The sequence below is a fragment of the Dechloromonas hankyongensis genome, assembly GCF_022012295.1.
GTDB lineage: Bacteria > Pseudomonadota > Gammaproteobacteria > Burkholderiales > Rhodocyclaceae > Azonexus > Azonexus hankyongensis.
The window spans coordinates 442,960-468,655 of the sequence record NZ_JAKLTN010000001.1 but is presented as its reverse complement, the minus strand read 5'-3'; the positions used below and the strand labels follow the sequence as shown (position 1 = coordinate 468,655).

Sequence of the window (25,696 nt, the reverse complement as noted above, 5' to 3'; positions counted from 1 at the left end):
TCCGATCTGCGAATTGGCGTAAAACGAAGGGGCGAATTTTACCTGTTTTCAACGGGTTGACCGTGGGATACGGCCCCCTATTTGTGCACTGCGGTGTAAGATTTGCGGCCACAATAAAAATTCCCCGGGAAAGAGACAGCACATGGTTCCCCACCTCACCACGGCCCTCACCGGGCCGCTCCTCGAACTGGAGCGCCGCTTCCTGGCCGCCAGTCCGCAAATCGAACACTGGCTGCGCGGCCAGTGGCTGGAACACACGCCGCCTTTCTATTCGTCGGTAGACCTGCGCAATTCTGGCTTCAAGCTGGCGCCGGTCGATACCAACCTCTTCCCCGGCGGCTTCAACAACCTGAATCCGGCCTTCCTGCCGCTGTGCGTGCAGGCGGCGATGAGCGCCATCGAGAAATTCTGCCCCGATGCGCGTAGCCTGCTGCTGATCCCGGAAAACCACACGCGCAACCAGTTCTACCTGCAGAACGTGGCGCAGATTGCCGCCATCCTCAAGCAGACCGGTCTGAACGTGCGTATCGGCACGCTGCTGCCGGAAATCGACAAGCCGACGACCATCGACCTGGCCAACGGCCAGCAGCTGCTACTCGAACCGCTGATCCGCACCCCGTACCGGCTCGGGCTGGACGGCTTCGATCCGTGCGCCATCCTGCTCAACAACGACCTGTCGGCCGGCATCCCGCCCATCCTGCAAGGCCTCAACGAGCAGGTCGTGCTGCCACCGGTGCATGCCGGCTGGGCGGTGCGTCGCAAGTCCAACCATTTCGCCGCCTACGACCAGGTCGCCAACGATTTCGCCAAGGCCATCGGCATCGACCCGTGGCGCATCAACCCGGCCTTCTCGGTGTGCCGCAGCATCAATTTCCACGAGCGCCAAGGCGAGGAATGCCTGGCCGCCAACGTCGCCGCCGTGCTCGACCTGGTCAAGGAAAAATACCGCGAGTACGACATCGACGAGACGCCCTACGTGGTGGTCAAGGCCGACGCCGGCACCTACGGCATGGGCGTCATGACGGTGCGCGACGCCGACGAGGTCATCGCGCTGAACCGCAAGCAGCGCAACAAGATGAGCGTGGTCAAGGAAGGCCTGGAAGTCTCCGAGGTGCTGATCCAGGAAGGCGTGCATTCCTTCGAGACGGTCAAGGATGCGGTCGCCGAGCCGGTGATCTACATGATCGACCGCTATGTCGTCGGCGGCTTCTATCGCGTCCATACCGGGCGCGGCAAGGACGAGAACCTCAACGCGCCGGGCATGCACTTCGAGCCGCTGGCCTTCGAAACCGGCTGCAACCTGCCCGACTACCGCTGCGGCAATCCCGATTCGGCGCCCAACCGCTTCTACGCCTACGGCGTGGTCGGCCGCCTGGCCTGCCTGGCCGCCGCCATCGAACTCGAACGCACGGCCCCCGAAACCGACGAGGATTGATGGCCCAGCAGCTGCATTTCGAGAAGCACCTGCTCGGCGGCAGCAGCCGGTCGCTGAAACTGGCCTTCGTCGTCGATCCGCTGCCCGAACTGAAGGCGTGGAAGGATTCGTCGGTGGCCATGATGCGCGCCGCCGAAAAGCACGGCCACGAGGTGTACGCCATCGATGCCCGGACGCTGGGCTGGCGCAAGGCCGACGCGGCCCACGCCGGCGGCGTGTCGGGCGAGGCCATGCACCTGCATCTGCGCCCGGACGACCACGACTGGTACCGCGAAACCGGCCGCGAATGGATGCCGCTCACCGCTTTCGATGCGGTAGTCATGCGCAAGGACCCGCCCTTCGATTTCGAGTACCTGACCGCCACCTGGTTGCTCGAACGGGCCGAAGCCGACGGCGTGCGCGTCCTCAACCGACCGCGCGCCCTGCGCGACCATTCGGAAAAGCTGGCGATTATGGAATTCCCGGACTTCGCGCCGCCGACCCTGGTCAGCCGGGACATGGCCCAGCTCCAGCATTTCATCGACGAGGAACGCGACGTCATCCTCAAGCCGCTCGACGGCATGGGCGGCAGCCAGATTTTCCGCGTGCACCGCAACGACGCCAACCGCAACGTCATTCTCGAAACGCTGACCCACGAAGGCGCCCGGACCATCATGGCGCAGCGCTACCTGCCCGAGATCGCCCACGGCGACAAACGCATCCTGCTCATCGCCGGCCAGCCGGTCCCCTGGTGTCTGGCGCGCATCCCCAAGGCCGGCGAGACGCGCGGCAACCTGGCGGCCGGCGGCACCGGCATCGCGCAGGAACTGTCCGCTCGCGACCGGCAGATCGCCGAAGCGCTCGGCCCCGTGCTGTTCAAGCGCGGCCTGCTGCTGGTCGGCCTCGACGTGATCGGCAACCACCTCACCGAAATCAACGTCACCAGCCCGACCTGCATGGTCGAAATCCGCCAACAATCGGGTTTCGACGCGGCCGGCGCCTTCATCACTGCCCTCGAACACGCATGCGGCCTGGCCTGAAACTCGTCCTGCTCGGCGTCTTCGCCCTGCTCCTGGCCGCCTGCGGCCGCACGCCGCTGCAGGAGCAGCAGGCCTACGTCTTCGGCACCCGCGTCGAAGTCATCGTCGTCGGCGACGATCCCGCCCAGGGCCGCCAGGCCATCGCCGCCGTACTGCGCGAATTCGATCGCCTGCACCGCGCCTATCACGCCTGGCAACCGTCGGAACTGAGCGCCCTCAACGACGCCATCGCCGCCGGCCAGCCGCACACCGTCAGCCCCGAGCTGGCCGGCTTCGTCCGCGAAGCCCAGGCGCTGTCCAAGCAGGGCGATTACCTGTTCGATCCCGGCATCGGCCGCCTGATCAAGCTGTGGGGATTCCAGTCCGACGAATTCAGGACGGAACTGCCGCCCGCCGCCGACATCAAGGCCTGGCTGGCCAGCAAACCGTCGATTGCCGATATCGCCGTCGATGGCGACACGGTAAAGAGCCGCAACCGCCAGGTCGCCCTCGATTTCGGCGGCTACCTGAAGGGGGTCGCCCTCGACCGCGCTGCCGCCATCCTGCGCCAACTGGGCATCCACAATGCGCTAATCAACATCGGCGGCAACGTCATGGCGCTGGGCAGCAAGCAAGGCAAGAAATGGCGGGTCGGTATCCAGCACCCGCGCCAGCCCGGCCCGCTCGCCACCGTGAGTCTCGACGACGGCGAAGCCATTGGCACCTCGGGCGACTACCAGCGCTACTTCGAAGTCGACGGCCAGCGCTACCCGCACCTGCTCGACCCGCGCAGCGGTCGCCCGGCCAGCCACACGCAAGCGGTCACCGTGCTGATTCCGGCCGGCCCCAAGGCCGGGACGCTGTCCGACGCCAGTTCAAAACCCATTTTCATCGCCGGGCCGGACGCCTGGCGCGACATGGCGCGCAAGATGGACGTCGGCCTCGTCCTACGCGTGGACCGCGACAACCGCATCTTCGTCACCGCGGCGCTGAACAAGCGCCTCGAATACCTCGGCCAGACGCCGGATATCTCGGTCGTCGAATAGGCTAGCAACCTATCTGTCGGCACGGCCGATATAGCGCCCCCCGGTCGCAAAAAAGCCTCCCGGCTCCGTCCTGACTGAACCGGGAGGCTGGACCGCAGGCCGGCCCTCAGTCGTTGCCGTCGGCTACGGACTCCAGGCAGAAGCCCACGCTGGCCGAGCCATTCCACCCCTGACTCTGGCTGGCGACGATGGTCCGGTCGCGCACCACCAGTTCGACCACATAGCCGCAATTGACCATGCCGGTGGTGTCTAGCGACCAGGCATCGCCGGTGACGGCGGTGTTCGAGTAACCCGCACTCGGCACCGTGACCGCTTCCCCAGGATCGTTGAGTCCGGGCGGCTTGACGCCGATCGAATAGCTGAGCAGGTGCAGGTCGCGGGCGACAAAATTGCCGCCGATCAGCGAACCGGTCGGGAATTTGCCGCAATTGCCGGTACCGGTCGTGATGTCGATGCTGGTGCTCGGCCCGGTGTTGTCGAGCTGGATCAGCTGCGTGTCGGTGCCGAGGTAGTTGCCGCCCGGGTCGTAGCTGCTCAGCGCCACGGTCCAGCGTGCGTCGCCGGCCGTATCCCAATGCCCGAGCAAGGCATTGACGTTGTCGGTAAACGCCTGGTACGGGAAGCGCTGGGTCAGCGGATTGGCATTGAGCTTGTAGGTCGTTCCGTCCTGGCGGGTCAGCGTCAGTTCGGTCAGCACCGGCGTCGGGACGCCACTCCCCTCAGGCGTGACCTCGATCGTGTAGGTATAGCCGACCGGCAAAGGCGCCCCCTGCACGGTCACCGCCGCGCCGAACGGGCAACCGCCGCCGACCGCTGCATTGTTCAGCGCAAACACCGCATCGGGCGTGGTCATGCCGCTGGCGTCGTCGATCATGCTGACCGGGATGCCGCCGAGGATGGCGATCTTGCCGGCCGGCGCATGCACTGCCCCGAGCGGCGCGATGTGGATCAGCGTTTCTTCGCGATTGCCCCAGGCCGGCACCTGATTCGGGGCATTGCCCGGCACCGGGACGTTCCACGACAGGATGGCGCGCACGCGCACGACCACCGGCCCCTCCTGGCAGCGCTTGCGCTGGGCAGACAAATCGACCGGCAGGCGTACCGCGTAATGCACGCCATCGGCCGGTGTGCTGGCCAGGTCGTAAACCGTCACCTGCGCCGTGCCGAGGAAGCTTTCGAAACTGCCGTTGCCGTCGAAATCGGCCCACCACGAGACGTACTCGGGGCTGCCCGCCGTGCACGGCCCGCCGGAATAGCCCTGGCTGCGTTTGATCTTGACGACGCCGACCAGGGTATCGGGGCTGTTCGGATCGAGACCGATGCAGGTGAGCTCTTCATAGCTGGTGTCGCCGTCGGTTTTCGGAAAGAGCAGATCGCCGATATTGGGCGAAATCTCGATGCCGGGCAGCAACTGGGCGGCCAGTTCGCCGCTGAAGGCCTGCGGGCCGGCGGTCAGCGCGTGCATTTCCTTGAACGCGAAGCGGTGGGCCGGAATGCCCGCCGCCTTGTAGTGCACGGCCAGCTCGGGGGCTGCGAGGCCGGGCGTTTTGGACGGTAGCGGCAGATCGAGATCGAGCACCTCTTTGAGCACCGGCGGCAATTTGATCTTAGCGGCGGTGAAGATCTCCTTGCCGGTAAAGAAGCGGCGCGGCTCGACCTGTATCGTCGCGTCGCGATGATTGCCCCAGGGCGGGTTCCAGTTGGGCTGGTTGGGCGGCGGCGGCGCGCTCCACGACAGGATGGCGCGCACCCGGATCAGGTGCGCCCCCAGGAAGCAGAAGTGGCGGCTCGGCGAGACCGGCAGTTGCACGGCGTACTCCAGCCGCTTGCTGCCGTCGGTGCCCTGCGGGACATTCCAGGCCTGGAAGCTGGTCAGGCCCTGATCGACCCAGGTCGCGCCCTGATCGAACGACAGGTAGAAGCGCACGTACTCGGTGCTGCCGGCGCCGCACAGGCCGCTGCCGTAGCCCGACGGCTGGTAGATGTGCACGACGCCTTCCAGCCGTTGCTGCTGCGGCTGGTAGCCGACGCAGACCAGTTCTTCGTAATAGGTATTGCCGGCCAGCGGCAGCACCGGTTTGAACGGGCTCTTTTGCAGCGAGCCGAAGTAATTGGGATTGCTCAACAGGAGCGCCTTGTACTTCTCGCGCTCGTTGGCGTAGGGGCCGACCATCACGGCTTTCGACTTGGTAACCGCCTTCTTCAATTCGTCATTCATGGCTAAACCTCCAGGAGTTGAATACCGGGTTTGCTACACAAAATTGGGCTAACCAGAAACTCAAGGGGTAGCAGCTTCGGCCACCGGGCAGCAGCGATATTCCTGCGACTTTTCGAGCAGCTCGATCTGCTTTTTGAGCAGCTCGTTTTGCAGCTGCTTGTGTTCCAGCTCCAGCTCGATCGCCTTTTCCAGCGCCGGTTCGCAGGTGTCGCACTCGTCGAGGCAGCCCTTGACCAGCAGGCCCGGGGTCGGCAGGGAACTGACCCGCTCGAACGACAGCTCGCTGACCACTTCATCGACCACCTTGCCGTTCTTGTCGATCAGGCGCTCCTTGATCAGCGATTGATCGACCTCCTGCAGGGCGCGCGCCTTGAGGGCCGGGGAGATCGGCTGCACATTGGTATCCAGGGCCGACAGGCGGGCCAGGTTGACGTTCGCCGCCTCCCGGCTGGCGCCGGCGGCAAAGTCGGCGCCCTGTTGGGCGAGCACGCTGTCACGGCCGATTTTTTCAACTTTCAGACGGTTGGCATCGGTCGCCAGCACGGCGCTCGGGATGGCCGATACGCCGCCGTCGGCGGCAAAGGGATTGTTCGACACGCGCGTATCGGCGGCCGGATCGATGACCCGTCGCTGGATGGCGACAATCCGGAATTTGACGGTCTGGGTCTTGTTGATCTGGTAGAAGAAATAGGTGACGGCGTGGCAGCGATTGGGGTTCGAAAACTCGCGCGACGACGATTCCTGGTGGTCCTCCGACTCGCCCTGGGTATGCGAACGGCTGGACACCTCGCCGACCGAGACCGAACTGGCGGCCCGCGTCGCCGACTCGGAGCGACGATCGGAGGCACTGGCGTGCTGGCTCAATTCGCGGAGGAAGGACGAGGTCGACGAGGCGTCGTAGGAACCGCTGACATCGACCGACGGCCCGGAAAAAAGTGCGCCGAGGGCGCTGCTCGTTTCGCCGTGGCCGCGCGCCGAACCCTTGTTGCTCGAACTCGCACTGCCCGAATCGCGCACCGATACATCGGACATGAAGTCGTGCATGCTCGACAGGTAGTAGCGCTCCTCCGAGGTTTGCTCGTGGCGATAGCTGACCTTGCTTTCGCTATCGATGCTGAATCGCGTCCGGCGGTCGGAGGTGAACAGCCTGACCTTCTCGCCAGGTAGCAGGGTCGTGCTGTACACCAGGTCGCCCAGGGTCATCGGCCCCGGGCAGCGCTCCAGGCGGGCGTGGATCAGCACCTCGACCTGGATGCGGCGCCCGCCGGCCGCCACGTTGGTGGTGTGGCGCGTCCGGTAGTGGAAATCCAGCACATCGCAAACGGTATCCTTGGTCAGCGCCGGACAACACGGCACTTCCATCGGTTCTTCATTGGCATTCATTTCAGTCTCCTGAGTAGGTAGCAAAAACGAGTGATGCCAATGAAATAGCGCAGCAAATATGCCAATTATTTATTTATTCATAATCAACGGCTTAATCGTTAAGCGATAAATTACCCGGTGCGGCGCTGTCGTAAAGGGACGACAGAAAAATCCGGCTTTCTGCCAAGCTTATGATTAATAGATAATTTGTTTGTCTTTAAAAAGAGACATGCCATACAGATAGATCGCCGACAGGAAAAACACCAGCCATGGAATCCGGCGAAGCTCGCGCTGCCCCCCGCAAAAACAGCGGATATGTCGCTACAATGCAGACAAAGAACAAAGGCCCGAGCCCGTGATGGCGGATAGCACTCGACAACGTGAATGAGGGAGGAGGAATGCTGAAGAGCGTTTCCTTCAAGCAGCCTGGGTTTGCCAAAAGTCTGATCCCGCGGATCGGCCTGCTGATCCTGCTGGCGCTCGCCGCATTCACCTTCGGCCTGTATCACCTGATCGGCCGGCCGACCGTGGACCGTCTGGCCAAAACGCAGATGGAGCGGGCCGCCGAGCAACTCGACGCGCGTTTCGGCCTGCTCATCAAAACCGTCGAGGTGACCCTGCGCAGCAGCCAGGGCTGGGGCAAGAACGGCGAGCTCGACCTGAGCCAGGTGCTGCGTTTCAACGAATTTTTCTTCCCCATCATCGCCAACCACGGCGAAATCACATCGGTCATCTTCGCCCACGAGTCGGGACGCGAAATCCTGCTGCTGATGACCGACGACGGCCGCTGGCTCAACCGCATATCGAATCCGGCCGAATGGGGCAACCAGACCTACTGGATCACCTGGAATGCCCAGCGGGAAATCGAAAAGGTCGAGCTGCGCGAACGTAATTACGATGCCCGGGAACGCCCGTGGTTCAAGGGCGCCATGGCGCTGGCCGACGAGCGGAGCGTGTTCTGGAGCGAGCCCTACATCTTCTTCACCACCAAGGAGCCCGGCATCACGGCCAGCATGCGCTGGCAGGCCACGGACGGCAGCCAGTACGTCATCGCCCACGACGTGCGCCTGATCGACATTGCCGAATTCACCTCGCGCCTGGCCTTCAGCCCGCAGGGCAAGGCCGCCCTGTTCCTCAAGGAAGGCCGGCTGATCGCCCCGCCACGCGATCCTCGCTTCACCAGCCGGCAGGCGATCAACGACGCCCTGCTGAAAACGGCCGACGAACTGGCCCTGCCGGAACTCGCCGCCGGGTTCCAGAAATGGCAGGCCGAGCCGCACCCCGTACCCGGCCTGCATCGCCATGCCCGGCCCGACGGCGCTTGGCTCAGCCTGTTCAAGCCGATCAACGGCAATACCAGCGGCGTGTGGCTGGGCGTAACCGCCCCGGAAAGCGATTTCGTGCCGGTCACCGGCAGCGATCTGCTGCTGCTCGGCCTGATCACGCTGTCCGCGCTGGCGCTCGGCATGGCAGTCGCCGTCCGTATCGCCAACCGCTTCGGCGAGCCGCTGATCGCCTTGGCCGAGGACAGTTCGCGTATCGGCAGCCTGGAACTGGACAAGCCGGTAACCACCGACGCCCCGTGGCGCGAGGTGGCTCAATTGGCGGCTGCACTTGAAAGCATGCGCCGGCATCTGGCAAGCGCCACCCAGGCGGCGCAAGACACCAATGCCGAACTGGAACGCAAGGTGGCCAGCCGCACCCACGCCTTGCGCCAGAACCAGGAAATCCTGCAGAAACGGGAAGCCTTCTTCCGTGCCATTTTTGACAACGCAGCTGTCGGCATCATCAGCCTGGACCCCGAGCGCCGGCCCATCCTGATCAATCCCGCCTTCGCCCGCTTCCTCAACCTGCCGATCGGCGACCTGCTCGCCGACCCGGAAAAGATCGCCCTGCCGGCCGACGTGCTGGCCCGCCTCGACGACCTCGTCGCCCACCCCGACCACAGCGGGCCGCAAAGCCTGCGCAACGAATTCGAATTCATCGACCCGGCCGGCCAGTCGCGCTGGGGCGACGTGCAGATCAGCACCATCCGCAATGCCGACGGCGAACTGGATTCGCTGCTGATTACGCTCCTCGACGTCTCCGACCGCCACGAAATCCAGTTCGAGCTGATCCGCCAGTTCGCCTTCCTGCAGGCACTGCTCGACACCATTCCCAATCCCATTTTCTACAAGGGCGCAGATACCCGTTTCCGCGGCTGCAACCAGGCCTACGAGGCCTTTTTCGGCGTGCATCGGCGCAATTTCATCGGCAAGCGGGTGCTCGATCTCGACTACCTGCCCGCGGAGGCCCGCCAGGCCTACCAAGCCGAGGACGAACAGGTCATCGCCAACGGCGGCCGGATCAGCCGCGAGGTGCAACTGGCCGATGCCGACGGAACCTTGCACGACACCTTGTATTCGGTGAGCGGCTTCAGCACGCCGGACGGCCGGCCGGACGGGCTGATCGGCGTCATCGTCGACATCTCCGCCCTCAAGCAGGCCGAGCGCGAAGCCGACCGGGCGCGGGCCGTCGCCGAATCGGCCGCCGCCGCCAAGGCCGATTTCCTGGCCAACATGAGCCACGAAATCCGCACCCCGATGAACGCCATCATCGGCATGACCCACCTGGCGCTGCAAACCGAACTGACGGCGCGCCAGAAAAACTACCTGAGCAAGGTGGACAACGCCGCCAAGGGCCTGCTCGGCATCATCAACGACATTCTCGACCTGTCGAAGATCGAGGCCGGCATGATGCACTTCGAACACGCGCCGTTCAGCCTCGACGACACCCTGCGCCACCTCAGCGACATGTGCGCCCTGAAGGCCCGCGAACGCGGCCTGGAACTGCTCTACGACATCGCACCGGACGTCCCCGACCGCCTGATCGGCGATCCCCTGCGCCTCGGCCAGATACTGCTCAACCTGGTCAGCAATGCCATCAAATTCACCGAAGTCGGCGAAATCAAGGTCACGCTCAACGCGCTGAGCAGCCGCGACGACGGTATCGAACTCGCCTGCGAAGTCATCGACACCGGCATCGGCATGAGCGCCGAGCAGCAGGAGAGACTTTTCTCCGCCTTCGCCCAGGCCGACACCTCGACCACCCGCAAATACGGCGGCACCGGGCTCGGGCTGTCGATTTGCAAGCGCCTGGTCGAGCTGCAGGGTGGCAGCATCGGCGTCGCCAGCCAGCCCGGCGTCGGCAGCCGCTTCACCTTCCGCCTGCCCTTCGGCGTCGCGACCATGCAGGACCCGACACCGCAACGCATCGGCCTGCCCAACGATCTGCGTGCCCTGGTCGTCGACGACAGCCCCGGGGCCTGCGAAGTCTTCCTGCACATGCTGAAGATGCTCGATATCGCCGGCCAGGCGGTGACCAGCGGCCCGGCCGCGCTGGCCGAACTGGCCAAGGACGGGAGCTACGGCCTGCTCATCATCGACTGGAAAATGCCCGGCATGGACGGCGTCGAGCTGGTCGAACGCATACGCCAGAACAATCTGGAAAACACCGCGGCCATCGTGATGGCCACCGCCTACGATCACGAGGAACTGCAGGCCGCCCTCGGCAAGCATGCGGTCGGTGCCATCCTGAACAAGCCGGCCACCCCGTCGTCGCTATTCGACAGCATCATGCTCGCCCTGCATCGCGACCCCGGCAATCGGCCGGCCCCCGGACTGCCGGCCGCCGCGCACTCCGGGCTGTTCGCCGGGCAGCGCGTGCTGCTCGTCGAGGATAACGAGGTCAATCGCGAACTGGCCGAGGAAATGCTGGGCAACATCGGCCTGCGCGTCGACACGGCGGAAAACGGTCGGCTGGCGGTGGAGAAGGTCGAGCGGGAAGCCTACGATCTGGTGCTAATGGACTGCCACATGCCGGTCATGGACGGCTACACGGCCAGCGAAGCCATCCGTCGCCTGCCCGGCCGGGCGTCACTGCCCATTGTGGCGATGACCGCCAACGCCCTGGCCAGCGACCGCGAGCGCTGCCTGGCGGCCGGCATGAACGACCACATTCCCAAACCGATCGACGTCGCTGTCCTGCACGCCACCCTGGCGCGCTGGCTGGCCGGCGGCGACAGCCTCCCGGTCGCTACGCCCGCCGCCAGCCAGGAACCGCCGCCGCTCGGCATCGACACCGCCGCCGCCCTGTCCCGCCTCGGCGGCAACCGCGCCATGTACCAGCGCCTGCTGCTTCGTTTCTGCGACAACCAGGCCGATGCCGCCGAGCAGTTGCAGGCCAACCAGGCCAGCCGCGACACCGACGCCATGGTGTTGCGGGCCCACACGCTGCGTGGCCTGGCCGGCAATATCGGGGCCGGCAACCTGGCCCGGCTGGCCGGCGAACTGGAAGACAGCCTGAAGCAGGGCCTGGCCGCCAACGATCCGGCCATCGACGCCCAACTGGCCCGCCTGCAGAGCTGCCTGCCGGCCATCGTCGCCCAGGCCGGCAAGCTCGCTGCCGAAGCACCGGCCGCTGCTACGCGCCCGGTGGACGAACTGTCGCGCCACGCGCTGGCCGATCTGCAGAGCCTGCTGGCCAATGACGACGCGTCTGCAGTACGCTGTTTCGAAGAAATATCCGACCGGTTACGACAGATCTTCGACCCGCAGCTGGTCGACCAACTGGCTCGCCAGATCAATCAGTACGATTTTGACGAAGCCAGGGAGACACTCGAGCAACTGCCCCTCCAACGCCACGCCATCTGATCCGCACAGAAAGTTGAATGCCATGCCCACCCTTCTGCCCAAGCAATGCATCCTGGTCGTCGACGACAGCCCGGAAAACATCGATCTGCTCAGTGAAGTGCTGCGTGACGACTACCGGGTCCGGGTCGCCACCTCCGGCGAAAAGGCGTTGAAGATTGTCTATTCGGATGAACCGCCGGACCTCATCCTGCTCGACATCATGATGCCCGGGTTGAGCGGCCTCGAAATCTGCCGGCGCCTGAAGGCCAATCCCGACCGACGGCGCATACCGATCATTTTCGTCACCGCCATGAGCAGCACCGAGGACGAACAGCGCGGCCTGGAAACCGGCGCCGTCGACTACATCACCAAGCCGATCAGCCCGCCCATCGTCCGAGCCCGCGTCCGCACCCACCTCGCCCTCTACGACCAGTCGCGCGAGCTCGAGCACATGGTCCGCCAGCGCACCTTTGAACTGCTCAACACTCGCCAGCAGATCATCCGCCGCCTGGGTCGCGCCGCCGAATTCAAGGACAACGAAACCGGCAACCATGTGCTGCGCATGAGCCACTACGCCCGGCTCATCGCCCTCGCCCATGGCCTGGGTGAAGAAGCCGCCGACATCATTTTCAATACCGCACCGATGCACGACATCGGCAAGATCGGCATTCCCGACGCCATCCTGCTCAAGCCCGGCAAGCTCGACGCGGCGGAATGGGACGTCATGCACCGGCACCCGATCATGGGCGCCGAGATCATCGGCAAGCATGACAACGAACTGCTCGAAACCGCCCGCATCATCGCCCTCACTCATCACGAAAAATGGGATGGCAGCGGCTATCCGAAGGGGCTTAAGGGCGAGGCGATCCCGCTCGAAGGCCGCATCGTCGCCATCGCCGACGTTTTCGACGCGCTGGTTTCGGTGCGCCCCTACAAGGCCGCCGTGCCGGTCGACACCGCTCTGCAGTATTTCGACGAGCAGGCCGGCCGCCATTTCGACCCCAGCCTGATCGTCGCGCTGAAGAAGGCGCTACCGGAAATCCTGCGCATCAAGGAAATCTACGCCGACGAAAACGGCGCGCTGACCGACCTCGAATTCCAAATAAAGGAAATCTACGACCACAAGGACGACCCGACCGGTTATCCGGCCAATATTTCCAGCACCGAGACCAGCGAATGAGCAAGGCGAGCTGACCGGACGTCACGGCGGGCATTCGGCCATGCGCGACGACGCCGGGCTGCGCACGGCCGCTGACTGGCTGCGTGCCGCCGATGGCCTGCTGATCACGGCCGGGGCCGGCATGGGCATCGATTCCGGCCTGCCCGATTTTCGCGGACCGGGCGGCTTCTGGTCCGCCTACCCGGCGCTTGGCCGGGCGCACATCGCTTTCGAGTCCATCGCCAACCCCGCTGCCTTCGAGCGTGCCCCCCGCCTGGCCTGGGGTTTCTACGGCCATCGCCTCGCTCTCTACCGGCAGACCACACCGCATGCCGGCTTCCGGACGCTGCTCGACATCGCCGCCGACATGGCACTGGCCGCCTGGGTATTCACCAGCAACGTCGACGGCCAATTCCAGAAAGCCGGCTTCGCTCCTGATCGCATCTGTGAAATCCACGGCTCCATCCACCATCTGCAATGCACAGCGGATTGCCGTCAGGCCCTGTGGCCGGCAACCGATTTCCAGCCCGAAATCGACAGCCAAAACTGCCGGCTGCTCGGCGAATTGCCGCGCTGCCCGCATTGCGGCGCCCTGGCCCGGCCCAATATCCTGATGTTCGGAGATTGGGGATGGCAGGACCGGCGCACGGCACTGCAATTCCAGCGCCTACAGCACTGGCTGGCCGGACTCAAACGCCCGGTTTGCATCGAAATCGGCGCCGGCAGCCACATCGCGACCGTCCGCCATTTTTCGGAAACGCATGGCGGACGGCTGATCCGCATCAACCCCGACGAAGCGGAAATTCCCGATCCGGCCCGCGGCATAGCCCTGCCCCTGGGCGGGCTGGCCGGCCTCGAATCCCTGCGGCAGGCGCTCGCTACCGGCTGAAACGCCTACTCTGGTTCGCGCGAATCAATGCTCAGGGTCACCGGCCCGTCGTTGACCAGCTGGACCTGCATATCAGCGCCGAACACGCCGGTCGGAACCGGCTTGCCCAATTCGGCCGCCAGTTTTGCGACAAAGCGCTCGAACAGCGGCCGGGAGACCTCACCGCGCGCTGCCCGGCTCCACGACGGGCGGTTGCCCTTTTTGACCGAGGCATAGAGCGTGAATTGGGAAACGGCCAGAATGTCGCCGCCCGCCTCCAGCACGCTGCGATTCATCGTGCCGTTATCGTCGGCGAAAATCCGCGTGCGGACGATCTTGCCGGCCGTCCAGTCGAGATCACTGTCGCCGTCGGCTTCTTCGAAACCAGCCAGGACAAGCAGACCGGCCCCAATTTCGCCGCAAATTTTGCCGTCGACCGCCACCGACGCCGCACGCACGCGTTGCACCACCACTCTCATCGCAATCCCTTCGCCACCTTGTCTGCCGCAAACCGGAAGCGCGCAGCGTAGCGGCTGGGGCGCCGGGCGTCCAGCCCGGCCGCGCCCTTCAGTCCTTGGCCGCGTCCGGCGCGCCGTGGTGCCCTCCAGCCTTGCCCAGCTTGCGGTACAGCGTGTTGCGGCTGATGCCCAACAGGCGCGCGGCGGCCGAAACGTTGCCGCCGGCCGCTTCAAGTGTGCGCCGGGTCACTTCACGGCCGATTTCGTCGAGGCTGTAGACGCATTCCGGCGCCGCCGGCGCCCAAGGACCCTCGTTCTCCCCGCCTGACGGCGTTTCGAACAGTTCTTCGGGCAAATGGGCTTCGGTGATCAGCGTTTCGCCGTCGTCGAGCAGCGCGACGGCCAGCCGGATCACGTTGATGAGCTGGCGGAAATTGCCCGGCCATGCATAGCGTTCGATGGCCAGCAGCGCCCGTGCCGAGAAATCGACCGGCGCCCGGCCGGCGCTCTCGACCGCCGCCAGCTTGGCGACGATCTGGCGGATGTCGCTGCGCTCACGCAACGGCGGCAGCGTCACGGTCAGGCCGTTCAACCGGTAATAGAGATCCTCGCGGAAGGCGCCGCGCGCCACTTCGTCGCGCAGCTTGCGGTGCGTGGCGCAGACCAGCGAGATATCGACCTGGATGGAACGCGTGCTGCCCAGCGGCGTCACGCAACGCTCCTGCAGCACGCGCAGCAGCCGCGTCTGCAGATGCAGCGGCATGTCGCCGATTTCGTCGAGGAACAGCGTACCGCCATGCGCCTGCTGAATCTTGCCCGGCGCCCCCTCCTTGCGGGCGCCGGTATAGGCGCCACCTTCGTAGCCGAACAGTTCAGCCTCGATCAGCGTTTCCGGGATCGATGCGCAGTTCAGCGCGACGAACGGCGCCTGGCAGCGCGAACCGGCCTGGTGGAAGGCCTGGGCGAACAATTCCTTGCCGGCACCGGATTCGCCCTGGATCAGGATGGGAATGTCGCGGTCCACTAGGCGGCGGGCGCGGTCGATCGCCGCTTGCAGGCGCAGATCGCCGGTGCTCAGGCTATCAAAGGTGACCGGTACGGGGGAAGCGCGGCGGGGGGCCGGACCAGCGTTTCCGGCCGCCGGGCGCAGCGGCGGCAATTGCCCGCGCAGCCGGACTTCCAGCCGCCGGCCGTTGGCCTCCAATTTCTCGCTGGCCAGCGGATTGGTGCGCAGGCGATCAATGACGGCCGACAGGCTGCTTTCGAAAACCATCGAAAAAGGCCGGCGCACCACATCGACGCGGCGGACACCGAGAATTTCCAGGCCGGCCCGGTTGATCGCCAGGATCTGGCCATCGCCGGACACCGCCGCCAGGCCTTCGTCGAAACATCCCGGTCCATCGCTGCAGCGGCGGAAGCAGACCAGCAGCTCGCGGGCATGGATCGATTCGAACAGGCGCCTTTCGACCATCGCCGCCGACAGGCTGGCCAGGCCCAGCGTATGGCGCTCCATGCCGCGATAGTCGCCGGAAATGCTGAACAGGCCGAGCAGCTTGCCGTCCGGGCCGAAAATCGGGCCGGCGCAGCCGGCCAGGAAGTGGTTGTGCTCGAAGAAATGCTCGGCCCCCAGCACCTGGAGTTCTGACTCTTCGGCCAGCGCAGTGCCGATCGCGTTCGTCCCGCACCGCCCCTCCTCCCACGAAGCCCCCGCCGACAGCGCGATGCGGCCAGCCCGTCCGGCAAAATCGGCGTCGCCCATGGTGTCGAGCAACAGGCCTCCGGCATCGGCGAGGACCACCATGCTGCTGGTGTCGCGCAACTGTGCATAGACGCGGCTCATGATCATCCGGCCATGGTTCAACAACAACTCGTTACGCTCGCGCTCGGCCTGCAGCGCCTTGCGGCCGAGGCAGTCGATGGTCTCGAAAAAGCGTTTCTCGGACAGGCCGAGATGGCGGCAGCGTTGCCAGGAACGCAGGATGGTCGTCGGAACCAAACCTTCAGGTACTTCGCCGCGATCAAAGAACAATTGCCTTGCTTGCTGCAATTGCTGGCCGTGTTGTCCGGCCGTCAATGTATGTTGCACTCTCTGTCTCCTGCTGCCCTGATTTTTCTTGTTATTTTCTTGCTTCAGAACTTGCCTTTTGCCGATACACCAAGCCACCTGCAACGGAAAGTATAGACCTTGGGCGGCAGGATTAGTAAGGCCATCAACAGGTTGCGGGAGTGTATTGTTTTTGTAGAAATTACCGGCCGAACAGGCGAACGCGGCACGCCGCCAATCGACCCCTTTCCGGTTCTATTTCCAGTCTCGTTTCTAGCCTTGTTTCTTGCTGATTGCGCTGGCCAGTTCTTCCTTGCTCATCCGCGAGCGGCCGGAGATGTGCAATGCCCTTGCGCGTTCGAGCAGTTCGCGCTTGCTGTTCCCCTCGACATCGACGCCGCCGAAGGTTTTCCCCTTGCCCGCTCTTTTCTCGGCCGTCGTCAGCTTGGACCGCGGGTCCGACGGCCCCGGCTCATCCTTTGCCTCCCAATGGTCGCCGACCTTTTCGAAGCCGTGCTTGACCGCCGCGATAGCCGTCCGCGCCGCTTTTTCCCCTGCGCCGTACTGCTTCTCGGCATTTTCCTTCACCTTCGCATAGGTTCGCTGCGCCTTCTCCGGCGAGCGACGGAGGGTTTCCGGTATCTGTACCTGCTTCCTGGGCATGATCGTCTCCTCGACTGGCAATGGAACACAACGCCCGTCATACCGCCGGGTGCCGCGTAAAAGGCTGCCCGCCACGCAAGCAAGCCGGATTCCCGGAACACCGTTTGCTGCATTTCTTCGACGTCCCGGCAATTGCTGCCAGGTCAAAGCAACGCTCACCGCTATCCGGAGGAATCCAATGAAACCGAAAATGACCACCCTAGCCGCCACAGCCATCCTAATCGCTGGCCCATTGACCGCAATCGGCGACGAGAATCTGCGCGGCGACACGCCCAAAACCCGGCAGCAAGCCCAGACTTTCGGTGCCGGACTCTGCGTACCGGGTATCCCCACCGCCGACACTCCCCCCGGCAACCCCTGCCCACCTGGCTACATTCCCCGAACCCCGCCCGGCACCGCACCTGTCCCGCCCGGGGCAACCGATTTGGGTGGGGATACCTCGAAAGAGAAACCCGGCGGTTCAGCGGAACCTGCTAGCCCGACAACGCCGAATGGTGCCGGTCAGGGCTCTGGCGAAAAGAGGCCCGGCACTGACGGAAATACTGGGCGGTTTGGCGGAGATACGCCTATCAGGTAGCTGAATTAAAGCCGCACAGGTTGTGCCGATGTATTTTTAAGGCGGTTATTGCCAGAATTAGGCAATTTGCCCACATCGTTCCGGAATGCTGAGCCTCTAAAGCGAGGAATATCGCGTTTATCACCGGGCGTGAAATTGACTTTCAATTCATGGCCACAGAACAAGAGCAGCAACGGTCGACTTATGGTCCAACGAAATGAAAAGGCTCCTTCCGGAGCCTTTTCATTATCAATGTCAGCAGTATTTCACTAACTTGGCACAGTTTTCACATTCTGTGCCATCCGACACGACTGTTAGATGTCGATTCGCGCATTCAGCGCATTCGTTTCAATGAAATCGCGGCGCGGTTCGACATTTTCACCCATCAGCGTGGTGAAGATTTCGTCGGCAGCGATGGCGTCGTCGATCTGTACGCGCAGCAGACGGCGCACCTTCGGGTCCATGGTCGTTTCCCACAGCTGTTCGGGGTTCATTTCGCCCAGACCTTTGTAGCGCTGCTTGGCGATGCCGCGTTCGACTTCGTTGAGCAGCCACTTCATGGCGTCGCCGAAGTTGGTGACAAGCTGTTTCTTTTCTCCACGAGCCATCACGGCGCCTTGGCCGAACAGGTCGGCCAGGGTTTCGGCCATCCGGCGCAGTTGCATGAAATCGCCGGACAGCAGCAGGTCTTCGTCGATCAGACCGACCTTCAGGTTGCCGTGGTGCATGCGTTCGACACGCAGGATCCAGCGTTCCTGGATGTCGTCGAACTTCGGCACGATGCGGGTACCGGCCGGAATCCAGTTACCGAGCAGGTCGGCGCTGGCGCGGGCCTTTTCTTCGGATGACAGGTCGATGGCCAGATTGTGGCGAACGATGGACTGTAGGACTTCCGGGTTGATCAGGTGCGAGATGCGCTCGATGACAGCCTCGGTGGCCAGCCAGGAGCGGGCCAGGTTTTCGAGGGCCGGGCCAGTGATGCCGTCGGCGCCGGCACGCGGCGTCAGGACGGCTTCGTCGAGGGCCATGTTGAGCAGAAACTGGTGGTATTCCTGGTCGTCCTTCAGGTAGCGCTCGGTCTTGCCATGCTTGACCTTGTACAGCGGCGGCTGGGCGATGTAGACGTAGCCACGGTCGATCAGTTCGGGCATCTGGCGATAGAGCAGCGTCAGTAGCAGGGTGCGGATGTGCGCGCCGTCGACGTCCGCGTCGGTCATGATGATGATGCGGTGGTAGCGCAGCTTGTCGACGTTGAAGTCGTCCTTGCCGATGCCGGTGCCGAGCGCGGTGATCAGCGTGACGATCTGCTCGGAGGAAATCAGCTTGTCGAAGCGCGCCTTCTCGACGTTCAGCACCTTGCCGCGCAGCGGCAGGATCGCCTGGAACTTGCGGTCGCGGCCCTGCTTGGCGGAGCCGCCGGCGGAGTCACCCTCAACGATGTAGATTTCGCACAGCGCCGGGTCTTTTTCCTGGCAGTCGGCCAGTTTGCCGGGCAGGCCGATACCGTCGAGGACGCCCTTGCGCCGGGTCATTTCACGGGCACGGCGGGCGGCTTCGCGAGCGCGCGAGGCTTCGACGATCTTGCCGCAGATAGTCTTGGCGTCGATCGGATTTTCCAGCAGGAAATCGGCGAGCTTCTGGGCCACGACCTCTTCGACAGCCGGGCGGGCTTCCGAGGAAACCAGCTTCATCTTGGTCTGCGAGGCGAACTTGGGGTCCGGCATCTTGATCGACAGCACGCAGGCCAGGCCTTCGCGCATGTCGTCGCCGGAAATCTCGACCTTAGCCTTCTTGGCGATCTCGTTTTCGTCGATGTACTTGTTGATGACCCGGGTCATCGCGGCGCGCAGGCCGGTCAGGTGGGTGCCGCCATCCGACTGCGGGATGTTGTTGGTGAAGCAGAGCACCTGTTCCTGGTAGGAGTCGTTCCACTGCATCGCCACTTCGACGCCAATGGTGGCACCGTCGCCGCCAACCTTGGCTTCGCCGGTCGAGTAGAAAATTTTCGGGTGCAGCACGCTCTTGGTGCGGTTGATGTATTCGACGAAGCTCTGCACGCCGCCGGCGAAGGCGAACAGTTCTTCCTTGCCAGTACGCTGGTCAACCAGCTTGATGCTGACGCCGTTGTTCAGGAAGGACAGTTCGCGCAGGCGCTTGGCGAGGATTTCGTAGTGGAATTCGACATGGCCGAAGATTTCCTCATCGGCCAGGAAGTGCACTTCGGTGCCGCGCTTTTCGGTATCGCCGATGATCTTCAGCGGCGAAATCTCGAAGCCGTCGCGGGTTTCGATGGTGCGGTCCACCGGCGCGCCACGGCAGAATTCCATGAAGTGCTTCTTGCCGTCGCGACGGATGGTCAGGCGCAGGAACTTGGACAGCGCATTGACGCAGGACACGCCGACGCCATGCAGACCGCCGGACACCTTGTAGGAGTTCTGGTTGAACTTGCCGCCGGCGTGCAGCTCGGTCAGCGCGATCTCAGCAGCCGAGCGCTTCGGCTCGTGCTTGTCGTCCATCTTGACGCCGGTCGGGATGCCGCGGCCGTTGTCGATGACGGAAATCGAGTTGTCGGTGTGAATGGTGACGATGATGTCGTCGCAATGCCCGGCCAGTGCTTCGTCGATGGAATTGTCGACGACTTCGAAAACCAGGTGGTGCAGGCCGGTACCGTCGGACGTATCGCCGATGTACATGCCGGGACGCTTGCGCACGGCCTCCAGACCTTCGAGGATCTGAATGCTGGATTCGCCGTAGGCTGGCGCTGCGCTTTGCGGGACGTTTTCTTCACTCATTGTTTTTGGTTCCACGTGAAACTGCAAAAGGTCTGCCCGGCTGGACAGACCTTCTTGAGGGTGCTGCTGGAAAATCAGATGCGCATCGGCATCACGACGTACTTGAAGCGGTCGTTACCGGGCAAGGTAATCAGCGCACTCGAATTGGCGTCGTTGAAACTCCACTGGACTTCATCGGCATGGACGTTGTTCAGCACGTCGAGCAGGTAGCCAACGTTGAAACCGACGTCGATGGCGTCGCCGTTGTAATCGACTTCGATTTCTTCCTGCGCTTCTTCCTGCTCGGCGTTGGCGGCAATCAGCTTCAGGCTGTTGTCGCCGAGCACGACGCGGACACCGCGGAATTTCTCGTTGGTCAGGATGGCGGCGCGCTGCATGGCCTGCATCAGCGTCTGGCGGCCAACCTTCATGTGGTTCTTCAGGGTGGCCGGCACGACGCGCTCGTAGTCCGGGAACTTGCCGTCGATCAGCTTGGAGACCAGGACGATGGCGCCGAAGGCGAAGCGCACCTGGTTCGGGGTCAGGGTGATGTTCAGCGCATCGTCGGTATCGACCAGCAGGCGGTTCAGTTCAAGCACGGTCTTGCGCGGCAAGATCATTTCCTGACGCGGCAGTTCGGTTTCGATCCCGACGCTGGCAAAGGCCAGACGGTGACCGTCGGTGGCGACGGCGCGCAGTTCCGTGCCTTCGACCAGCAGCAGCAGACCGTTCAGGTAGTAGCGAACGTCCTGCGCAGCCATCGAATACTGGGTCTTGCCGATCAACTGGCGGAAAGCCTTCTGCGAAATCGAGAACTGCTTGGTATCGCCCTCGTTGACCGTCATGCGCGGGAAGTCGTCGGCCGGCAGGGTCTGCAGGCTGAAACGGCTCTTGCCGCCGCGCACTTGCAGGCGCTTGTCTTCAAGGACCAGGCTGACTTCGGTGGTATCCGGCAGCGAGCGCAGGATTTCCTGCAGTTTGCGAGCGCCGACCGTCACCGCGCCGTCGCCGTCACCGCCGGCGCCTTCGGTAGCGGTGGTGATCTGGATTTCGATATCGGTGGCCAGCAGCGTCAGGCGATCGCCCTTCTTTTCCAACAGGACGTTGGACAGGATGGGCAGCGTATGACGGCGTTCGACAATTCCCGACACAGACTGCAGCGGGGCAAGAAGCGTGTCTCTTTGGGTTTTAATAAGAACCATAAATTAAATTCCTTTATAGACTATATCGGGAACAATTCTGTGGATAACTGAAAATTTATATTTTGTTTCAACGCATTGAAATCGATTTGGCTATCTGCGAAAGTCTCTGGATTGCCTGTGGATGAAATCCGGATAATTTTCCCACAAAGGAGGTTTCACCAGATAACTCACAAAGCACCGACAACTTGTTCACAGGATTATCGACAGCCTCACCCTTTCAATACTTGCAGCAATACGTGCAGATCGTGGTTCAACTCGTTTTCCTTGATGCGCAGGCTGTCGATGGTCTTCACCGCATGGATGACCGTCGTGTGGTCGCGGCCGCCGAAGGCATCGCCAATTTCCGGGAAGCTGTGCGAAGTCACTTCGCGACACAGCCACATGGCTGCCTGACGCGGTCGGGCGATGGCCCGCGTCCGCTTCTTGGAGAACAGATCGGCAACCTTGATCTTGTAATAGTCGGCGACGGTCTTCTGGATATTGTCGATGCCGACATTGCGCACCGAGCCGATGACATCTTTCAACGCCTCCTTGGCCAGGTCCAACGCAATGGCGCGGCCATGGAAGGACGAATAGGCCAGCACCTTCTTCAGGGCCCCTTCCAGTTCCCGCACGTTGGAGCGCAGATGCTTGGCAATAAAGAAAGCGACTTCGTCGTCTAGCTGGATGCCTTCCGCCTCGGCCTTCTTTTTCAGGATGGCGACGCGCATTTCCAGTTCCGGCGGCTCGATCTGTACGGTCAAGCCCCAGTCGAAACGGGTGACCAGGCGGTCGTCCAGACCGTTGATGTCCTTCGGATAGGTGTCGCAGGTGATGATGATCTGCTTACGCGCTTCGATCAGCGCGTTGAACAGGAAGAAGAACTCTTCCTGCGAACGGTTCTTGCCGTTGAAGAACTGCACGTCGTCGAGTAGCAGCACATCAAGCGAGCGGTACATGCGCTTGAAGGTGTCGAAGGACTTCTGCTGGTAGGCGCGGACAACGTCGGAGTAATAGTCCTCGGCGTGCACGTAACGGACGACCTTTTCCGGGTTTTCCGCCAGGATGGTATTGCCGATGGCGTGGATCAGGTGGGTCTTGCCTAGGCCGGCGCCGCCATAGATGAATAGCGGGTTGTAGGCGCCGCCCGGATTGTGGGCGACCTGTACGGCCGCCGCCCGGGCCAGGTCGTTGGCCTTGCCGACGACCAGGTTGTCGAAGGTGAAGGTCGGGAACAGGCGCGACTTTTCGTAATTGTTCTTGCGGGCACCCGGTTTTTCCTGGGCGCTGCCTTTGCGTTCGACCGGTCCGCTCGCAGTCGGTTTGGCCGGAGCGTTTTCAGCCGGCTCGACGCTGGCCTCGACCCGCGTTGGGGCCACTTTGCCGGCACCGATGACCAGGGCGATGGTGACGGGTCCGGAGAAAAAGGCGCGGCTGTAATCCTCGATGCGCGATAGGTAACGGTCGCGTACCCATTTCAGGATGAAACCGTTGGGCGCGATCAGGCGCAAGCCATTTTCCAGAGCCGTGGTTTCACCTTCAAGCCGCAGCGGCCTGATCCAGGTATTGAATTGCTGCGCGGGCAATTCCTGCTCGAAGCGTTGCAAACAGGATTCCCAAAAACCGGCCATCGACGAAAACACTCCTCCCCGCGCATTCGAACAACTATTCGATGGCGGTTATTAGATATCTGATTTAAATGCTGTTTTTTGAATTCGTCAAAAGCCGGTCAGCCGCTGACGAATCGGCAATTTTACCTGCCAACCAAAAAGTTATCCACAGCTTTACAAAATAATTGATCTTGACAGAACCCCACCTTACAGAGTCTAATCGCGTGTTTTTCTTAGCACATCAAGGGATTACGACATGAAACGCACGTATCAACCGTCGGTCGTGCGCCGCAAGCGCACCCATGGCTTCCTGGTCCGTTCGCGCACCAAGGGCGGCCGTGCCGTTCTCGCCGCTCGCCGCGCCAAGGGCCGCAAGCGTCTGGCTGTTTAAGCCGGAATACGGCGAGGTGAATCAAAGCTTCGCCAGACGCTATCGTTTAACCAAAACGGATGAATTTTCATCCGTTTTTGGTTTCAGGAGGGCGATTCGTGGCAAGTTGCTGATGTTGCACTATCAGCCGCGGCCCGAAGGCATGACCGAAGCAAGGCTGGGTCTGGTCGTCGGCAAGAAGCTGCTCAAGCATGCGGTTGATCGCAACCGGCTCAAGCGCATCGTGCGCGAACAGTTCCGCTTGCGCCGACCTACCCTGCCGGCGATGGATCTGGTCGTCCGGCTGGCCGTCAAGCCGCTGCCGCTCGATGGCAAGCAAATTGCCGAAGATATCGTCGCCCTGTTCGACAAGCTGCAACGGCCCCGGCCGAAACGGGAAGAATGATGAAACGCCTGCTGGTGGGTCTGGTCCGCATCTATCAATATGCGATCAGTCCTTATCTCGGGCGTCGATGCCGGTATTTTCCCAGTTGTTCGGAATATGCCGTCGAAGCAGTACAGAAGTATGGTGCCTGCAAAGGCGGCTGGCTGGGCGTCAAGCGCCTTTGCCGCTGCCATCCCTGGCATCCTGGCGGGTATGATCCTGTACCCTGACTCTAGAATTTTTTCGTAGGCCGTTCATGGACACTCGACGCCTGATCCTGGTTTTGATCTTCACGTTCTCCAGCTTCATGCTGTGGGAAAACTGGCAGAAACATAACCAGCCGAAGCCCGCTGTGGAAGCCGCGGCTACCAGCCAGACCGCCGGTGGCGCACCGACGCCGTCGGCCGGATTGCAGGGCAAGACCGCTCCGGTGGCACCGACTGCTGCCGCTCCGGCGCCGACCGCCGAAACCTTCACGGTCAGCACTGACCTGCTGAAGGCCAGCATTTCGACGCAAGGTGGCGATCTGGTCAGCCTTGAACTGCTGAAATACAAGGAACAGGATCAGAAGGACAAGAATTTCGTCCTCTTCGATGCCAAGCATCATTACCTGGCCCAGGCCGGCCTGATCGGCGAAGGCCTGCCCACCCACCGCACGACTTTCAAGCACGTTGCCGGTCCGACGGAACTGGCCGAAGGCAGCAACGAGCTGAAGGTTCGCCTCGAAGCCGAGCAGAACGGCGTCAAGGTTGCCAAGATCCTGACTTTCAAGCGCGGCTCCTACCTGATCGATATCAGCTGGGAAATCGCCAACGCCAGCGACAAGGCCATCGCGCCGCACGCCTATGTCCAGCTGCAGCGTGACGACGTGGCGCCGGCCGGCGAAAGCAAGATGGTGTCGACCTTCACCGGTCCGGCCGTCTATACCGAAGCCGACAAGTACCAGAAGGTCGATTTCGGCCACATCGCCGACAACAAGGCAAAATTTGCCAAGACGGCCGACAACGGCTGGCTGGCCATGGTCCAGCACTACTTTGTCGCTGCCCTGGTGCCGAAGGATAAGACCCAGCGCGAGTTCTACATGCGCAAGTTGGACGGCGGCAATATCTTCCAGGCCGGCGTGATCGTGCCGGTTGCCGAAATCGCGCCGGGCGCCAAGGGTGAAACTTCCGTCGCCCTGTACGCCGGTCCGCAGGAACAGGCTACCCTCAAGCAGGTCGCCCCCGGCCTCGACCTAGTGGTCGACTACGGCTGGCTGACAGTCGTCGCCTCGCCGATCTTCTGGGCGCTGGAAGCGATCCACAAGGTGGTCGGCAACTGGGGCTGGGCCATCATCGTCCTGACCATCGCGATCAAGGCCGCGTTCTTCCCGCTGTCCGCCGCTTCCTACAAGTCGATGGCCAAGATGAAGGTACTGACGCCGCGTCTGGCCCAGCTGAAGGAGCGTTTCGGCGACGACAAGCAGCGCCTGAACCAGGAAATGATGAAGCTGTACCAGACCGAGAAGGTCAATCCGCTCGGCGGCTGCCTGCCCATCCTGATCCAGATTCCGGTCTTCATCGCGCTGTACTGGGTGCTGCTCGGCGCCGTCGAAATGCGCGGCGCACCGTGGCTGGGCTGGATTACCGACCTCGCCTCGGCCGACCCCTACTTCATCCTGCCGGTCATCATGATGATCTCGATGTTCGTGCAGACCAAGCTGAACCCGACCCCGCCGGACCCGATCCAGGCCAAGGTCATGATGATGATGCCGCTGATCTTCGGTGTGATGTTCTTCTGGTTCCCGGCCGGTCTGGTCCTCTACTGGGTGGTCAACAACGTGCTGTCCATCGCCCAGCAATGGCAGATCACGCGCATGATCGATGCCGGCGGCAAGGCCGCCAACGATGCGAAAGCCTAAGG

The 25,696-nt window shown here is 62.9% G+C and carries 18 protein-coding genes; 10 read left to right on the top strand and 8 right to left on the bottom strand.

All coding sequences use genetic code 11. The features are described 5' to 3' along the window. Positions 1–142: 142 nt before the first annotated feature. From gshA to LZ012_RS02290, 3 genes are read left to right on the top strand one after another with little or no spacing between them, the layout of a single operon-like run. Positions 143–1,435: a glutamate--cysteine ligase gene (gshA, locus tag LZ012_RS02300; RefSeq protein WP_275707141.1), complete on the top strand. Its 1,293-nt coding sequence runs from the start codon at positions 143–145 to the stop codon at positions 1,433–1,435. Next, positions 1,435–2,454, top strand: a complete 1,020-nt coding sequence (gene gshB / locus LZ012_RS02295) for a glutathione synthase (protein ID WP_275707138.1) — start codon at positions 1,435–1,437, stop codon at positions 2,452–2,454. Before gshA ends, gshB begins: the two co-directional genes overlap by 1 nt. Next, positions 2,439–3,479 (top strand): FAD:protein FMN transferase, encoded by a 1,041-nt coding sequence (locus tag LZ012_RS02290; protein WP_275707136.1) that lies wholly within the window; start codon positions 2,439–2,441, stop codon positions 3,477–3,479. Before gshB ends, LZ012_RS02290 begins: the two co-directional genes overlap by 16 nt. 106 nt (positions 3,480–3,585) lie before the next feature. On the opposite strand, the gene LZ012_RS02285 is transcribed toward LZ012_RS02290, so the two are convergent. Next, on the bottom strand, positions 3,586–5,697 hold the full coding sequence (locus tag LZ012_RS02285; protein WP_275707134.1) for a hypothetical protein: 2,112 nt from the start codon (positions 5,695–5,697) through the stop codon (positions 3,586–3,588). Positions 5,698–5,757: 60 nt separating this feature from the next. Beyond that, a complete protein-coding gene (locus LZ012_RS02280; protein WP_275707132.1) occupies positions 5,758–7,080 on the bottom strand; it encodes a hypothetical protein in 1,323 nt (440 codons plus the stop codon). Positions 7,081–7,457: 377 nt separating this feature from the next. Here LZ012_RS02280 and LZ012_RS02275 point away from each other — a divergent pair, with 377 nt between their 5' ends. The 3 genes from LZ012_RS02275 to LZ012_RS02265 are packed head-to-tail and all read left to right on the top strand — an operon-like array spanning position 7,458 to position 13,777. Next, a complete protein-coding gene (locus LZ012_RS02275; protein WP_275707130.1) occupies positions 7,458–11,750 on the top strand; it encodes a response regulator in 4,293 nt (1,430 codons plus the stop codon). A gap of 22 nt (positions 11,751–11,772) precedes the next feature. After that, positions 11,773–12,909: a response regulator gene (locus tag LZ012_RS02270; RefSeq protein ID WP_275707128.1), complete on the top strand. Its 1,137-nt coding sequence runs from the start codon at positions 11,773–11,775 to the stop codon at positions 12,907–12,909. A gap of 40 nt (positions 12,910–12,949) precedes the next feature. Further along, positions 12,950–13,777, top strand: coding sequence for an SIR2 family NAD-dependent protein deacylase (locus LZ012_RS02265; RefSeq protein ID WP_275707125.1), 828 nt, complete (start codon positions 12,950–12,952; stop codon positions 13,775–13,777). A 5-nt stretch (positions 13,778–13,782) separates the two neighbouring features. On the opposite strand, the gene dtd is transcribed toward LZ012_RS02265, so the two are convergent. The 6 genes from dtd to dnaA form a co-directional block, all read right to left on the bottom strand. Beyond that, positions 13,783–14,223, bottom strand: a complete 441-nt coding sequence (gene dtd / locus LZ012_RS02260; protein WP_338033131.1) for a D-aminoacyl-tRNA deacylase — start codon at positions 14,221–14,223, stop codon at positions 13,783–13,785. A 100-nt stretch (positions 14,224–14,323) separates the two neighbouring features. Next, positions 14,324–16,300 carry a sigma-54-dependent Fis family transcriptional regulator gene (locus LZ012_RS02255; RefSeq protein WP_275707120.1) on the bottom strand — a complete coding sequence of 659 codons (1,977 nt, stop codon included), beginning with the start codon at positions 16,298–16,300 and terminating at the stop codon, positions 14,324–14,326. Between the two features lie 231 nt (positions 16,301–16,531). Continuing rightward, positions 16,532–16,921, bottom strand: a complete 390-nt coding sequence (locus LZ012_RS02250) for a ChaB family protein (RefSeq protein ID WP_275707118.1) — start codon at positions 16,919–16,921, stop codon at positions 16,532–16,534. 870 nt (positions 16,922–17,791) lie between these two features. Further along, positions 17,792–20,269, bottom strand: coding sequence for a DNA topoisomerase (ATP-hydrolyzing) subunit B (gene gyrB, locus LZ012_RS02245; protein WP_275707116.1), 2,478 nt, complete (start codon positions 20,267–20,269; stop codon positions 17,792–17,794). Between the two features lie 74 nt (positions 20,270–20,343). Beyond that, a complete protein-coding gene (gene dnaN / locus LZ012_RS02240) occupies positions 20,344–21,450 on the bottom strand; it encodes a DNA polymerase III subunit beta (protein ID WP_275707114.1) in 1,107 nt (368 codons plus the stop codon). Between the two features lie 209 nt (positions 21,451–21,659). Continuing rightward, on the bottom strand, positions 21,660–23,060 hold the full coding sequence (dnaA, locus tag LZ012_RS02235) for a chromosomal replication initiator protein DnaA (protein WP_275707111.1): 1,401 nt from the start codon (positions 23,058–23,060) through the stop codon (positions 21,660–21,662). A 235-nt stretch (positions 23,061–23,295) separates the two neighbouring features. Between dnaA and rpmH the strand changes: the two genes are divergently transcribed. The 4 genes from rpmH to yidC are packed head-to-tail and all read left to right on the top strand — an operon-like array spanning position 23,296 to position 25,694. Beyond that, positions 23,296–23,430, top strand: a complete 135-nt coding sequence (gene rpmH / locus LZ012_RS02230; RefSeq protein ID WP_027457001.1) for a 50S ribosomal protein L34 — start codon at positions 23,296–23,298, stop codon at positions 23,428–23,430. Continuing rightward, positions 23,378–23,815 carry a ribonuclease P protein component gene (rnpA, locus tag LZ012_RS02225; protein ID WP_275707109.1) on the top strand — a complete coding sequence of 146 codons (438 nt, stop codon included), beginning with the start codon at positions 23,378–23,380 and terminating at the stop codon, positions 23,813–23,815. The genes rpmH and rnpA overlap by 53 nt, the downstream gene beginning before the upstream one ends. Next, complete coding sequence (yidD, locus tag LZ012_RS02220) at positions 23,815–24,024, top strand: membrane protein insertion efficiency factor YidD (RefSeq protein ID WP_275707107.1); 210 nt, start codon at positions 23,815–23,817, stop codon at positions 24,022–24,024. The genes rnpA and yidD overlap by 1 nt, the downstream gene beginning before the upstream one ends. Before the next feature lie 26 nt (positions 24,025–24,050). After that, the gene (yidC, locus tag LZ012_RS02215) at positions 24,051–25,694 is read left to right on the top strand and encodes a membrane protein insertase YidC (protein WP_275707104.1); all 1,644 of its coding nucleotides are present in this window, start codon (positions 24,051–24,053) and stop codon (positions 25,692–25,694) included. The last annotated feature ends 2 nt before the right edge of the window (positions 25,695–25,696 follow it).

What these genes read in the sequence shown, in the direction of transcription:
- gshA (WP_275707141.1), top strand. Translation starts at nt 143, where the DNA reads ATGGTTCCCCACCTCACCACGGCCCTCACCGGGCCGCTCCTCGAACTG.
- gshB (WP_275707138.1), top strand. Translation starts at nt 1,435, where the DNA reads ATGGCCCAGCAGCTGCATTTCGAGAAGCACCTGCTCGGCGGCAGCAGC.
- dnaN (WP_275707114.1), bottom strand. Translation starts at nt 21,450, where the DNA reads ATGGTTCTTATTAAAACCCAAAGAGACACGCTTCTTGCCCCGCTGCAG.
- LZ012_RS02285 (WP_275707134.1), bottom strand. Translation starts at nt 5,697, where the DNA reads ATGAATGACGAATTGAAGAAGGCGGTTACCAAGTCGAAAGCCGTGATG.
- LZ012_RS02270 (WP_275707128.1), top strand. Translation starts at nt 11,773, where the DNA reads ATGCCCACCCTTCTGCCCAAGCAATGCATCCTGGTCGTCGACGACAGC.
- LZ012_RS02280 (WP_275707132.1), bottom strand. Translation starts at nt 7,080, where the DNA reads ATGAATGCCAATGAAGAACCGATGGAAGTGCCGTGTTGTCCGGCGCTG.
- rpmH (WP_027457001.1), top strand. Translation starts at nt 23,296, where the DNA reads ATGAAACGCACGTATCAACCGTCGGTCGTGCGCCGCAAGCGCACCCAT.
- LZ012_RS02290 (WP_275707136.1), top strand. Translation starts at nt 2,439, where the DNA reads ATGCGGCCTGGCCTGAAACTCGTCCTGCTCGGCGTCTTCGCCCTGCTC.
- yidC (WP_275707104.1), top strand. Translation starts at nt 24,051, where the DNA reads ATGGACACTCGACGCCTGATCCTGGTTTTGATCTTCACGTTCTCCAGC.
- LZ012_RS02275 (WP_275707130.1), top strand. Translation starts at nt 7,458, where the DNA reads ATGCTGAAGAGCGTTTCCTTCAAGCAGCCTGGGTTTGCCAAAAGTCTG.
- LZ012_RS02265 (WP_275707125.1), top strand. Translation starts at nt 12,950, where the DNA reads ATGCGCGACGACGCCGGGCTGCGCACGGCCGCTGACTGGCTGCGTGCC.
- yidD (WP_275707107.1), top strand. Translation starts at nt 23,815, where the DNA reads ATGAAACGCCTGCTGGTGGGTCTGGTCCGCATCTATCAATATGCGATC.
- LZ012_RS02250 (WP_275707118.1), bottom strand. Translation starts at nt 16,921, where the DNA reads ATGCCCAGGAAGCAGGTACAGATACCGGAAACCCTCCGTCGCTCGCCG.
- gyrB (WP_275707116.1), bottom strand. Translation starts at nt 20,269, where the DNA reads ATGAGTGAAGAAAACGTCCCGCAAAGCGCAGCGCCAGCCTACGGCGAA.
- dnaA (WP_275707111.1), bottom strand. Translation starts at nt 23,060, where the DNA reads ATGGCCGGTTTTTGGGAATCCTGTTTGCAACGCTTCGAGCAGGAATTG.